The 13,087-nt window shown below is 43.0% G+C and carries 11 protein-coding genes; 7 read left to right on the forward strand and 4 right to left on the reverse strand.

The genetic code is table 11. The features are described 5' to 3' along the window. Positions 1–372 precede the first annotated feature (372 nt). Positions 373–615 (forward strand): YdcH family protein, encoded by a 243-nt coding sequence (locus ALT761_RS12325; RefSeq protein WP_129739073.1) that lies wholly within the window; start codon positions 373–375, stop codon positions 613–615. 96 nt (positions 616–711) lie between these two features. On the opposite strand, the gene ALT761_RS20800 is transcribed toward ALT761_RS12325, so the two are convergent. Continuing rightward, a complete protein-coding gene (locus ALT761_RS20800; protein WP_129739075.1) occupies positions 712–963 on the reverse strand; it encodes a hypothetical protein in 252 nt (83 codons plus the stop codon). Between the two features lie 568 nt (positions 964–1,531). On the opposite strand from ALT761_RS20800, the gene ALT761_RS12335 reads away from it, so the two are divergent. Further along, entirely contained in the window at positions 1,532–1,909 is a 378-nt protein-coding gene (locus tag ALT761_RS12335; RefSeq protein ID WP_129740633.1) for a phosphate ABC transporter substrate-binding protein, read from the forward strand. A gap of 118 nt (positions 1,910–2,027) precedes the next feature. Here the strand turns inward: ALT761_RS12335 and ALT761_RS12340 are convergent, their stop codons facing one another. Beyond that, complete coding sequence (locus ALT761_RS12340) at positions 2,028–3,053, reverse strand: LacI family DNA-binding transcriptional regulator (RefSeq protein WP_129739077.1); 1,026 nt, start codon at positions 3,051–3,053, stop codon at positions 2,028–2,030. Positions 3,054–3,191: 138 nt separating this feature from the next. On the opposite strand from ALT761_RS12340, the gene manD reads away from it, so the two are divergent. The 5 genes from manD (at position 3,192) to ALT761_RS12365 (ending at position 10,367) form a co-directional block, all read left to right on the forward strand. Beyond that, entirely contained in the window at positions 3,192–4,409 is a 1,218-nt protein-coding gene (gene manD, locus ALT761_RS12345) for a D-mannonate dehydratase ManD (protein WP_129739079.1), read from the forward strand. A 43-nt stretch (positions 4,410–4,452) separates the two neighbouring features. Next, entirely contained in the window at positions 4,453–5,589 is a 1,137-nt protein-coding gene (locus tag ALT761_RS12350) for a Gfo/Idh/MocA family protein (protein WP_129739081.1), read from the forward strand. A 14-nt stretch (positions 5,590–5,603) separates the two neighbouring features. Then, complete coding sequence (locus ALT761_RS12355; protein ID WP_129739083.1) at positions 5,604–7,394, forward strand: sodium:solute symporter family transporter; 1,791 nt, start codon at positions 5,604–5,606, stop codon at positions 7,392–7,394. Then, positions 7,391–8,275 (forward strand): hypothetical protein, encoded by an 885-nt coding sequence (locus ALT761_RS12360; RefSeq protein ID WP_129740634.1) that lies wholly within the window; start codon positions 7,391–7,393, stop codon positions 8,273–8,275. Before ALT761_RS12355 ends, ALT761_RS12360 begins: the two co-directional genes overlap by 4 nt. A gap of 316 nt (positions 8,276–8,591) precedes the next feature. Then, positions 8,592–10,367, forward strand: a complete 1,776-nt coding sequence (locus ALT761_RS12365) for a putative bifunctional diguanylate cyclase/phosphodiesterase (RefSeq protein WP_129739085.1) — start codon at positions 8,592–8,594, stop codon at positions 10,365–10,367. 74 nt (positions 10,368–10,441) lie between these two features. Here ALT761_RS12365 and ALT761_RS12370 read toward each other — a convergent pair whose 3' ends face one another. Next, positions 10,442–11,479: an alpha/beta hydrolase gene (locus tag ALT761_RS12370; RefSeq protein ID WP_129739087.1), complete on the reverse strand. Its 1,038-nt coding sequence runs from the start codon at positions 11,477–11,479 to the stop codon at positions 10,442–10,444. Between the two features lie 120 nt (positions 11,480–11,599). Continuing rightward, positions 11,600–12,913 (reverse strand): beta-propeller fold lactonase family protein, encoded by a 1,314-nt coding sequence (locus ALT761_RS12375; RefSeq protein ID WP_129739089.1) that lies wholly within the window; start codon positions 12,911–12,913, stop codon positions 11,600–11,602. Between the last annotated feature and the right edge of the window lie 174 nt (positions 12,914–13,087).

The following is a 13,087-nucleotide window of genomic DNA, read 5'->3' on the forward strand; positions in this document are numbered from 1 at the left end:
GTTTTTAGAAATTGTTACGAGAAATGTCTAGCCTAATAGTTTGTGCATTCAGCGTGCTATACACGTATTTCGCCTCCTATTTCTTTCTCTTAATTTCAAGATGTAGCGGTAATTCGCCGCTTACGTCAAATCCTATCTTCAATAAAAAGCATAAACAGTATCCACAGGTTTACCGATTATTAAGCGCGTCCATCGCTGTTAATCTCTTATTGGCAAGTTAAACACATTTAAAGAATGAATTAGCAATTAAAGCAATCAGAGTAATACGACATGGAAAATCAACGCAATTGGAATGATCTAGTCGTAGCCGGACAAGATATTAACTAACACTACTTGAAACATTTTAGTGAACAAAAAATTTAGGAGCACATTATGTTAGGTGAAAACCACTCGTTACAATCTGACTTTCCAGAATACAAAGCCGCTATTGAAAAATTGGTAGAAAGCGACAGTACGTTTGCCAGCGAGACTAAACAATACAACGCGTTAGATGAAGAAATACGCAAGCTTGAGCTAAAAGGCGGTCCAACCAGCGACGAAACGCTACATCAAATGAAGCATGACCGCGCAGTACTTAAAGATACTTTATATGAAAAATTACAGGCTGCGCAATAGACTTGAAAGCAGGCTTTACTATTGAATCAAAGATTTAATAGGGTAACCACCCTTTTTAAATAGTGATAAAGCGTTAACCTCTCGAACGCTTTATCACTACTTCATATTAACTTTCCCACCGATAATCTTAAACGCAGGCGCCCCTCTTATAATAGTTTCTCGGGCAAAATGCTGATCGCACCCAGGGCATATTCCAGGTGTAGTTGTATAATCATCAACAATACGTTCTTTGAAACATTTAACCAGTGCGCCCTTACCGCCTTTTCGATATTTGAAAATAGGCGCTTTGCATTTCGCACACGATATCTGCACTGTTCGAACTGGCCCTTTTTTATTCGGTTTTGCCATATCTCCCACTTTTATTAATCAATTGGCTTACGACAAGGGTGAATTTGAACCGCTGTAGCGGTAAAAAGAAACCTTTCTATATGCGTTAATCTTAGGTAATACACCAACATACAAATCTACTTTGTTCAATATCAGCCTGACATAAATGGCAGTTCGCGAAAACTTCACCTATTATTAATTATAAGGAGCCTATCCTATACTTATATTTAGTTATTTGTATAAAGTGTTTAGTTTAGTGATAGTTAACATCGACTTGCCACAGCGCCAGCCTGCTTATTTTTGTGGCTTAAGGAAGGAGGCACATTAACGTTCAGTACAGAAGGTTTGAGATTTTTCGTGAACTTTCACTGATAATACTTAGAACTTATACTATTCTGGGTTCGAAGAGTGAATTCAATATTATCGCGCCTAGCAGGATACATGCTGGATTCGACGACACAGACGCAACGGCGCTATCGACTAATGCCTTACGATAGAGCAATCGCCCCCTGCAATAGCAGTATCTTTAGATTTAGTATTTTAAGGAATAATGAAAATGAAAGCGAAAGCGGTCCTATTACTTGGTTTAATGTGTGCACTTCCTGTAAGTGCAGCAAACGTCATTATCGTTAGTGCAAAAAATAGTTCGGGTATTGACGCCGAAGCGGTGAAAAGAATCTACCTTGGCAAAATGAAAGCATTTCCTGACGGTAGCAAAGCACTCCCTTTAACATTTGAGCAAGGTAATGATGTTCGTGGTGCCTTCAACACGGGCGTGTTAGGAAAGTCAGAAAGCCAATATTCTGCATTCTGGTCTAAATTAGTTTTTACTGGCCAAGGAACGCCTCCTGAAGAGGTATCAACACAAGAAGAAATGCTGCAACTTGTTGCTGATAATCCAAACACTATTGGCTTTGTGGATGAGAGTTTAGCGAATGACTCTGTCACCGTAGTTGGTAGCTTCTAACTAAATAAGATTTTGCAACAAGAGCGCTTTTAATCATATTGAAAGCGCTTTTTTATTTGCCATTAAGTATCAAGTAAATTCTACGCCCCACTGTAAAATACACCTATTCCACTCGCGTTTACTGCCCACTTTTTTTCTTAGGGCTAGCGCAAGATTCTCTTTGCGTTACTGAACAGGAAATCATGATTTTTTGTGAATGCCTGTCTTTATCTTCTATCAATTCAAGAAGCAGTTGGGCAGCTTCCTTTCCGATAATGTAAGGCTCTTGCTTTACTACCGTAACCGGTACTTTAAAAAACTCCGTCATGGGAATATCATCAAAACCTAACAAAGAAACATCGTCAGGAACACTCACCCCTTCTTGGTTTAAGTGCGCTAAAAGTTCGGTAGTAATAGCAAGATGCTGAGTAAAAAACGCCGTAGGCGCAGCATCTGATTGAAGAATTGCCTTTGGCGAGTGTTCAAACCCTGTTTCTCGTTGCCAGTACTGCACTAACGCTTCATTGTATTGGATACCATGCTTTTCGAGTGCATCGGTGTAACCTAAATAACGCTCATTCCTCGATTTAACGTTCTGGTATTCCTGCGTCACAAAGCAAATTCGCTCATGCCCTAATTTGATTAAATAGTCTGTGGCATCAAAAGCGGCTTTGCGGTAATCAGATAAAACAAGGTTCTTCTCGCTGCCATCATGTTCTAATTGCACGTGAACTATAGGCAAGCCCTTATGAATATACTCTTCAATAAGGCCATTGTTTTTACCTGATGAGGCGATAATTATTCCGTCAACTTGCAACTGAAATAACGCCTCTAACGATTTGGCTTCTACCTCGGGATCAAAATCCGTGTTGTAGATAAGTGCGTTATAATTCGCTTTTTTACAGAAGTCGTCCACACCGCGAATGGTTCGGCTGGTATCAAAACCGGTAATATCCCGAACAATCACCCCTATTGTCTTGGTCTTGGTAGTTTTTAAGCCTTGAGCAAAGCGGTTAGGCGTATAATTTAATTCTTTAATGGCCGCCCGAACTCGAAGTTCGGTCTCCTTCGACATATAGTCGAAACGCCCATTAATGTACTGAGATACCGTACTGTTCGACACTTTGGCTAAGCGCGCCACATCCGCCAATTTCACTTTTTGCATAGCTTCTGCGAAAAACCTGTAGCTTATCGCACCATTGTTAACAATTTGTTGACATTATGCATTTGTATGCTAGTTTTAGTCAACTAAAACGTTTTACTAAAACGTTTTATGTCCTCATCCAAAGCAGAGGGAAGACTGGTGAAGATTGAAGAAATTAAGGTATTTGTATGCAGCCCGGGACGTAATTTCGTTACCGTGAAAGTTATTACAGATAGCGGAATTTACGGTATAGGCGATGCAACGTTAAATGGCAGAGAAATGGCGGTGGTCACCTGCATTGAAGAGCATATTGCGCCGTGTTTAATTGGCCGTGATGCACATGACATAGAGGATATTTGGCAATATCTTTATAAAGGCGTTTATTGGCGTAAAGGCCCTATAAATATGGCCGCCATTGCGGCAATTGATATGGCACTGTGGGACATAAAAGGCAAAGCCGCTAATATGCCCGTTTATCAATTACTGGGTGGAAAAAGCCGTACGGCAGTTACCTTGTATGCACACGCTAGTGGCGACACTATTGAAAACACTATTGATAAAGCGCAAGCGCATATTGACGCAGGGTTCAAGGCCGTACGTTTGCAAGCCGCAGTCCCTGGATTAGGGGTGACCTACGGCGTACTTGGTGATAAGAAAGATTACTTTGAATTACAAGGCAACCGCCCGCTTCCCCCAGAAGAACCTTGGTCTACACTAAAATACTTTAATATGGTGGAAGACCTTTTCAAGCAAGCTCGTGCTCGCTTGGGCAACGATGTTCATTTACTTCACGATGTGCATAGCCGACTAACGCCTATTGAATCTGCTCGACTGGGTAAACTATTAGAACCTTATAACCTGCTATTTCTTGAAGACGCTTCAGTGGCTGAAAACCAAGAAAATTATAAGGTGATTAGGCATCACACCACTACCCCACTGGCCATTGGTGAAACCTACAACACCATCTGGGAATGCAAAAACCTGATTCAAGATCAGCTTATTGATTATATACGTGCAGCTGCTACCCATGCTGGCGGTATAACCGGCCTGCGTCGTATTGCCGACTTTGCCAATATCTATAACGTGAAAACTGCGCCTCACGGGGCACCAGATTTATCTCCAATATGCTTTGCTGCCCATATGCATCTGAATATTTGGGCGCCTAACTTTGGCATTCAGGAATTTGTTGGGTTTGGCAACGAACAACTTAACGAAATATTCCCCCATCGCTATGAAGTTAAAGACGGTACGGTTGCCATTTTAGATGCACCCGGTTTGGGCGTAGATTTTGATGAATCTGCGGCGCAAAAATACCCTTATAAACGCTCTTATTTACCCGTGAGCCGTTTAGAAGACGGTACGGTATGGAACTGGTAATGAGATATTGCGCTGCAACAACAGATACGACAAAGGAAAGAACATGAGTAACCCTATTAAGGTATTAATTCAAGGTACTGGATTTGCGGGCCAAGGACATGCAGAAGCGTTTAGGTATGCAGGTGCAGAGGTAGTTGGCATAGTGGGGAGAACCCCTAGTGTAGTGGAAAATGTAGCGAAAGAGCTTTCAATTCCTTATTTCAGCACTGACTGGCAACAAGCACTTAAAGACTGCAAGCCAGACATAGTCTCTATTGCCACCCCCGGCGGCGCCCACGAAACGCCCATTATTCAAGCTATTGAATTTGGCTGCCATGTATTCAGTGACAAACCGCTTTCTACCACTGGTGATTCGGCTAAAAAACTTTATGAATTAGCGAAGGAGAAAGGGGTTAAAACCGCCTTTGCTTCAAGCTTTCGCTATATGCCACACGTCATTCATGCCAAACGTTTAGTGGAAGAAGGAATGATTGGTGAGCCACTAGAAGTTGAGTGCATTTCTCATTTCAATTTAGAGCGTGATATTCCTTTTGGCTGGTCTCATCGCAAAGAAGACGGCGGCGGGCGCTTGAATAACAACTTTACCCATAAGCTTTCAATTGTAACCTCTATTGTGGGCGAAGAAATTTTATCCATTATGGGTGAAGTTCGAGATGATTTGGGTAAAGCCCCTATTGTTGAAGGGGTACATAACTTCAAGAAGCGCCGCGACTTTATACCTAGCGATCTTAATGATCCTACCCTTAAATGGGGCGACTCGAATGTAGAGTGGTCGTACACCGTACTTGCACAGTTAAAAAGTGAACTAGCAGCAAAGCCTGTCTCTGTGTTGTTCAAACATGGCGGTTTACAACCACGTTTTAACGAAGACCATATTGTTGTTTACGGTAGTAAAGGTGCTATCTACATTAAAGGTCATTATGCCAGCGGCCCCCTTTATTACTATGACGAAAATAAACAATGGACTGAGTTGCCGCTACCGCAAGACATCATAGACAACACGCCCGAAGGCGAAGGTGATACAGAACGCAATTGGCGCTATTTAATTCGCGAATTAGTGAACGATGTGAAAGGTGAAAATGTTTCGCCTTATCAGACCTTTAAAGAAGGTGCGCAATACCAGCAACTTATCGATCTTATTCGTCGAAACGACAATTGGATAGACGTTAGCCAACTGTAATTAAAGGGTGTCCCATGGTGTATGAATATCTGGTTATCGCAGGATACTTCTGCCTGATCCTCGGGATCGGGTTTGCATTTAAATCGATGGCGAAAAACTCCACCAGCGACTACTTTCGTGGTGGCGGTAGAATGCTATGGTGGATGGTAGGTTCAACGGCTTTTATGGCACAGTTTTCTGCTTGGACCTTTACCGGCGCAGCAGGGAAAGCCTTTAGTGATGGCTTTGCCATCAGCCTAGTATTCTTCGCTAATACTTTTGCTTATTTTTGTGGCTGGCTCTATTTTTCGGCGCGCTTTAGGCAAATGCGTGTGGACACCCCTACTGAAGGTATTAAACGTCGCTTCGGAAGCCAGAATGAGCAATTCTTCTCATGGGCACTGATTGTATTTAGTATGATAAACGCTGGCGTGTGGTTAAACGCGCTTGGTGTTTTCTCTAGCGCCGTATTTGATGCTGATATTAGTATTACTATTATTACCACCGGTCTTACCGTGCTGTTTGTATCGGTATTGTCTGGTGCATGGGGCGTGGTAGCGTCTGATTTTGTACAAACACTCATTGTGGCAATTATCTCAATAGCCTGCGCCATTGTAGCCCTCGTAAAAGTAGGTGGGCCTGTTGCACTGGTAACCGACTTCCCCGTTGATTTTGTGATGGGGCCAGACATGAACTATGGACTACTCCTTGTTGGTACCTTTGTTTTCTTTTTGGCGAAGCAACTCATCACCATCATGAACCTAAACGACTCGTTTCGGTTTTTAAACGCAAAAGACACCATAAACGCACGTAAAGCGGCATTGCTTGCCATGGTTTTAATGGGTGTGGGCAGTATTGTATGGTTCATCCCTCCGTGGGCATCGGCCATTCTTTACCCTGATGCGGCTACCGCCTATCCAGAGCTAGGTAACAAAGCGGGCGATGCGGTATACCTTGTGTTCACCCGAAATGCCATGCCGCTAGGTACTGTAGGTTTATTACTCGCGGGTCTATTCGCAGCCTCGATGTCATCTATGGACTCTGCACTGAATAAAAATGCGGGAATTTTTGTTCGAAGCTTATACCAGCCGTTATTACTGAAAAAGCAGAAACAAGTTTCGGATAAACATCTGCTGAATGTTAGCCGTTTAGTGAGCTTTATTAGCGGTATTATGGTTATTGCGGTTGCGCTGTTCTTCAAATCATTAAAGGAGCTAAGTTTATTTGAGCTAATGATGAACGTATCTACCATGATTCAAGTTCCCCTGCTTATTCCCTTAATATTTGGCTTGTTTATCAAAAGAACGCCCCAGTGGGCACCTTGGGTTACTGTGGCTATAGGCCTGACGGTTTCTTGGTTAATGATGAATGTATTCACACCTGAGCTTTTTGCTAGCTGGATTGGGCTAGAACAAGCACTTACTCGTCGTGAGTCAATTGACCTAAATCTAATGCTTATTATCGTTGCTCAACTGGTGATTACCGCCGGCTTCTTCTGTGCAACCGCCTTGTTTTACAACCCCGAAAAAGACGCACACAAAGCAGAGACTGAGCGATTTTTTGAAGATGTAGAAACACCGGTGATAGCCGATTTTGAGCAAGATGACTACGACCGCCAACAACGCAATAAACTGGGGGTGATGGTTATTATCATGAGCGCAGGCATGCTCGTTATGATGCTTATTCCCAACCCATTGTGGGGACGGCTTATGTTTTTAGGTTGTGCTGTCATTATGCTAGCCATAGGTTTACTGCTTAAACACAGTGCCAAAAAAGAGCCTACTACTGCCACTTCATCGTTGAGTAAAAAACCATGCTTAGAATGACGCTATTTGCTGCATTAAGAAACCAACCTTTCCTGTGTTCATCAAGTCTACAAACATTAGCGCAATGGTTAGGCACGACGCTGGTTTCACTATTGCTTTTAGGTTGTTCAATGAGCCATCAAAGTGGCAAAGTAAGCTTAACTGAAGGAATGGATGAGTCGGCTGGGCCTGTACCTGCCTATATTATTTCAACACCGTCGGCGACTTACTATCTTGAAAAGCACGGTGGCGGGCTATCGAGTATGCTCGATAAAGACGGGGTAGACTGGATTGGTTTTAACAACATCAAAGGCTCTGGCCACAAAGGGGAATACCGTGGCTTTCCAAATGCCATTCATAAGCAAGATGGTAGTTATTTTCATGCTATGAATGCTGGTACCGACAAGGCCAATGGTGAAGTGCTTATTGAACATCAGAACCATGTTCGTATTGCATTTACTTCAGCAAACGGAAAATGGGTAGGCCAATGGGATTTCTACCCTACCCACTGTGATTTCACAATGACAACAGTAAGCCCCGGTTATCATTATTGGGTGCAATATGAAGGAGTGCCTGGCGGTACTATGGATGACACCGATTTTTGGTTTAATTCTGCTACTGACATACGCCACCCAATAAATGATTCACACAAAGGCGATTTGCCCAGCCCTGAATGGTATGCCTTTGGCGATGAATCATCTCCCCGAATGATTTTCTTGCTAAATCATGATGATGATACCCATCCCGATAATTACGTAAGCCGTCCTCACATGACCGTACTCGGATTTGGTCGCCAAGAAAAAAACAAGTTTTTGAATACACCTAAAACGTTCTCAATAGGTTTTATAGAATCGGTTGAGTATGAAAAAGTATCAAAAGACGTGGCCACTATATTGAATTGAGTGAGGGAGTAAGAGAGAGTAAGAGAGTAAGTGAATGAATAAGAAACGGTTCAAGACCATCGATAACACATTCCGACACTGAAAATAAGTATAGGAAGGCAGCTCAAGGTATTATTACAAGCGCTGGAATTAATCCCCCCTAGCGGGAAAGTGAGCTATTATCAATATATCTCATCATGCCTTTAATCACTAAAAAGAGCTTACAATTCCTAATTTTGCGTTAACTATAGATAAAGACGCGTTTAATCAAATACGTCGCCGCAGACTCATGCAAATTTGTGGCGTGTCTGCTCTCGGGTTGGTGACTTCCCTTTCTGTGGCTCGAAATATTACCTTTTTTATTATCGCCGCCGGCCTTACCTGCTTAATTGCTGCGTTTGTGTTCGCTTATAAGCAAAAAGTACTTGCCTCGGCTTCTACCTTATTAGTGTCATTATCAACGATGTTGTTCGCGCTAGCGGCAACTGGAGCAGGGTCATTCGACATCGCTATTTTGGGTTACCCTACCCTGATAATTTTCGCTGCTATTTTAGGCGGTGTTGGCTTATTCTTGACGCTGCTTTCTTTCATCACCTTGCAATGTGTTCTTATTGTCGGGTTGTCGCTCCAAGGTGTTATTACCCCCCAGATTCCTTCCACTAGCTGGGAGCACCTAATTTTCACACTAGTGATATTTATCGTCACAGGTTTTAGTGTTTACATTTTAGTTCGTGATATCAAAGAGTTAATGACATCGCTTCAGGGCGAAAATATAAAAGTGGCGCAAAGTCGTACGCAAATTCAGCATTTAGCGCATCACGATAGCCTAACAAACTTACCTAACCGGCTTTACGGTGAAACCCTGTTTAACTTATCGCTTAGAGAGTGTGAAGAAAGTGGACAGTCATTAGCATTACTGTTTATTGATTTAGATAATTTCAAACCAATTAACGATGCTTTAGGCCATGCGGCGGGCGATCAGTTGCTTAAATCACTTACCGAACAGCTCAATGAAATACTTTTACCCAGACAATATCTCATCCGCTTCGGTGGTGATGAATTTTTGGTTATTGCTCCGTTCAACCCTCAAAGCGATGAGTTGACGTCCCTCGCCAATTCTTTGATTGGGCAATGCGCGTCTGTTTTCGATATATTTCAAAATCAAGTCACGGTTTCGGCCTCTTTAGGTACGGCTAGCGCGCCAAAAGATGGTACTGATTTTAAACAGCTATGCCGTAAAGCTGACATCGCCATGTACAAAGCGAAACAAGATGGTCGCAATACCTACCATCATTATGATGAAAGCTTAGACAAAGCCAGCGAAAACAAGTTTAAGATGCTTCAGCTTCTGCGCCCAGCGCTAAGCGAACAACAATTTGAGCTTCACTACCAGCCTATCGTAGATTTAAAAAGTGGCAACATTAACACCTTAGAAGCGCTATTACGTTGGCCTCAACCTGATGGCAGTATGATCCCACCAGACTTATTCATCCCCTTAGCAGAAAGTAGCGGCTTAATTAATGAACTAGGTAGCTGGGTAGTACGCCAAGCAACCCAATTTTGTGCCCAATTGCGCAAGCAGGGACATTCTGACATACGTATTGCGGTGAATTTATCGGTGATGCAATTTAAAGACGGTCAGCTTCAACGCACCATAGAAAGTGCATTGTACGAAGCGGGCTTACCTCCAGAAGCACTAGAACTAGAGTTAACCGAATCGTTGTTGATTGATGAAACCGAGCAAATACAAAAGCAACTTGCCTCACTAAGCAAGCTTGGTATTACTATTGCCATCGACGACTTTGGTACTGGTTATTCTAATTTAGGTTATCTTCGAAACTTTAACGCCTCAAAACTTAAAGTAGATAGGTCTTTTATTAGCCCGTTATGTTTCTCTGAGCACGATGAGTCTCTGGTAGGCGCAATTATTAATATGGCAGCCAGTTTAGGCTTAAAGACGGTTGCGGAAGGGATTGAAGATGACGAAACCTTGCAAAAGCTACTCTCACTTGGCTGCGACATTGGGCAAGGCTATTACTGGTCTAAACCATTGCCCGAAAACGCGTTAATAGAATATTTGTTAAACCGTAACACTTTATCTGGCGGCTTTTAGCAAGTGCCCGCCTTTAACCGAATTCTGTTACGGAACCTGTGAGTTCAGCACTCTTAATTAAAGCGCTACACGCATTAATTAAAAAGCTGCTTGATCCAATTAACAGATAAATTCAGCACTTCTTTCTTTTTGCTCTTGTTCGGTTCATAAACGTTGAATATATGGTCAGCGCCACCTAGATAATAGGCATCTTCACTAACCGCATTACTTGCCTCAAAAATGACTTTCTCATGGGCAGGTAAATAATCGTTAGCGCCTCTTATCGCTAACATCTTTCCTTCAAAGTCACCTAAGTTGCGAATAGGGTTGTAACCTAACATTCCCACTACGTGCTTACGGGTCAGGGTCAAATCAACCCAGCTTTTTATCGTGCTTTGCCCCTCTTCTAGCGCTTGCCTTACTTCCTTGAAGTTTTGCGTATTCGTAACGACTTCATTCGGGTTTAGCGCTGTAGACCACAGCACTAAACCTTCAAATGCTTTAGGGTGCGTGCTGACTAATTCCATAGCCGTCGCGCCACCTAAACTAAACCCGACCACTACCAGCTTTGTACTAGGATATTGCGCTTGCAAATAATCTAACCCGGCCTGAGCATCTTCTACGCGACTTTTAAAGGTACTCGATAATGTATAGTTACTTGCTTCACGCTCAGCTTCACCTCGAACATCAAACCTAACAGAGGCAATGCAATGCGTACTTAACTGATGGGCCAAATCTTTATATAAATCGCCTACTTCGTCTTTTTGCCCTGCCCAACCGTGAATTAACAGTACTGCGCCTTTTACATTAGCATTTGAATCGTTTTTAGCGGTGCAACTAGGCTTTTCTAGCACCCCTTTGGCACCCGAACTCAAGTTTATCTTTTGGCTAAAGTTTACGTTTTGGCTTGAGGCTGCAGAACTGCTTAGGCTTTGATTATTCTCAGCTACCTCTGTTTTCGCATCAGCCGCAGCGCTTAATAGCAATGCGCTCGATAACACGGTCCGTACTAGCACCGAACGTAATGACACCGAACGTAATAGCACTACATTTAATAGACAAGACCAAAGGCCCACACTTGCACTACCCCTAACTCTCACGCGGTGTGATTTAACGCTTTGCTGTTGAGCCATTATTATCCTTATTACTGCTGCTTATTATTATCTGGCTTAGCGGTTATGTTCTACGCTAGTGCCCAACGCTTGCGTCCAACGCTTGTACCCAACGCTTGCGCCCAATGCTTGGACCTAGCGCTATTGATTAGTCTCAAAGCCTGTTAATACAAACTTTTGCACTCGTCGACCGGTACTGACTTCCGAGGTGTACAGGTTACCCTCGCTGTCAGCTACCACACTATGCAGCCAAGTAAACTGACCTGGGTAGCGACCAGGACGGCCAAAACTGCCCAATACTTGATAGTTCTCGTGTAATAAAATCCAAATGCGGCCATTCATCATATCGGCCACGTACATGTATTTATTATCGGGCGAAAACGCGATATCAGAAGCTGTCCCTAAGCCGCCGGTTTCGCCAGCGACTATCACGTCTTGCACGAAATTAACCGTACCGCTCTCATCAGCTTTGAATACTTGAATTCGATTATTCCGTCTGTCGCACACATATATTCTGCCGTCAGTTGCTTGGGTAACACAATGCACAATATCACCAAAATTTTGCGCTTGTGTACTAGTAGCACCGGCATTCGCTGTGGCTTGAGAAACATCGAATGCGCCTTCTCGCGTGCCGCCGCCAGGTGCAGTGCCGTATGCTCCCCATAATTGGTCAAACTCGTTAGCATCTGTGTTAAACGCTGTCACGCGTTTATTAATGTATCCGTCGGCAATAAAAACTTTATTGGTTTGGGTGTTATGAAAAATATCGGCAGGGTTGCCTAACGTTGATTTACTTAAGTTACCATCGGTCTTTCCGCGCGTACCAAACTGGCGAATGAATTCGCCTTTTTCAGTAAAGTTAAGCACTACGTGGTCACCATCACCATTTCCACCTAACCATACCGTATTCTCATCATCCACATATAATCCATGGACAGTTGCTGGCCACTGGTTTTCGCCATTTATTGAAGGTGAGGTTTCAGGTCCGCCCCACGCATTCAATAAGTCACCTTGTGGGGAAAATTGTAAAACATGAGGAGCTGCTTCACAGCATAGTCCCATATTGTTGGTAAGCCCCACATCAAGTTTACTTAGTGAATTTGGGCGGTGTAGCAACCATACGTTATCGTTTTTATCTACAGACAACCCTGGTACTTGGCCAATTATCATCGTTTTCGGCATTGTAGGCCAGCTAGCATCCACACTAAATTGAGGTACTGGGTGGGTAACATTTGCTTCAGGGTAACGCTCAACATTTACCAAACTGGATGGTGGTAATTCCTGATGAAATTGACTATTCGTTGAGGCTTGTTTTTTAACGCTAGTTTGGCCCTCGGTGCCTTCAGCACTTGCAGCACTTGCGACACTCACCGAGAAAGAAACAACGACGCTGCTAATGCACAAGCCAGTTATCTTCATAAAAGATTTAGCGCGCGGTAAAGAGATACTAAGCATTGTGTTAACCCTTAAGAATATTGAACGAGCAATATTTAATTTGGTGTATTGATAAACTTGTCTAACTAGCGCTCTAGCACAAGCTCGTTAGTTACAAGCACTCTGATAATAAACGTTTAAATCATAAGCCAACTGATCATTAAACACACTAACAAGTACGTCATGTTCGTTAAA

The organism is Alteromonas sp. 76-1, assembly GCF_900654235.1.
Lineage (GTDB): Bacteria > Pseudomonadota > Gammaproteobacteria > Enterobacterales > Alteromonadaceae > Alteromonas > Alteromonas naphthalenivorans.

Bases quoted from the DNA above. Each gene is read 5' to 3' on its own strand.
- ALT761_RS12370 (WP_129739087.1), bottom strand. From the start codon at position 11,479: ATGGCTCAACAGCAAAGCGTTAAATCACACCGCGTGAGAGTTAGGGGT.
- ALT761_RS12325 (WP_129739073.1), top strand. From the start codon at position 373: ATGTTAGGTGAAAACCACTCGTTACAATCTGACTTTCCAGAATACAAA.
- ALT761_RS12335 (WP_129740633.1), top strand. From the start codon at position 1,532: ATGTGTGCACTTCCTGTAAGTGCAGCAAACGTCATTATCGTTAGTGCA.
- ALT761_RS12340 (WP_129739077.1), bottom strand. From the start codon at position 3,053: ATGCAAAAAGTGAAATTGGCGGATGTGGCGCGCTTAGCCAAAGTGTCG.
- ALT761_RS12360 (WP_129740634.1), top strand. From the start codon at position 7,391: ATGACGCTATTTGCTGCATTAAGAAACCAACCTTTCCTGTGTTCATCA.
- ALT761_RS12375 (WP_129739089.1), bottom strand. From the start codon at position 12,913: ATGCTTAGTATCTCTTTACCGCGCGCTAAATCTTTTATGAAGATAACT.
- ALT761_RS12355 (WP_129739083.1), top strand. From the start codon at position 5,604: ATGGTGTATGAATATCTGGTTATCGCAGGATACTTCTGCCTGATCCTC.
- ALT761_RS12350 (WP_129739081.1), top strand. From the start codon at position 4,453: ATGAGTAACCCTATTAAGGTATTAATTCAAGGTACTGGATTTGCGGGC.
- ALT761_RS20800 (WP_129739075.1), bottom strand. From the start codon at position 963: ATGGCAAAACCGAATAAAAAAGGGCCAGTTCGAACAGTGCAGATATCG.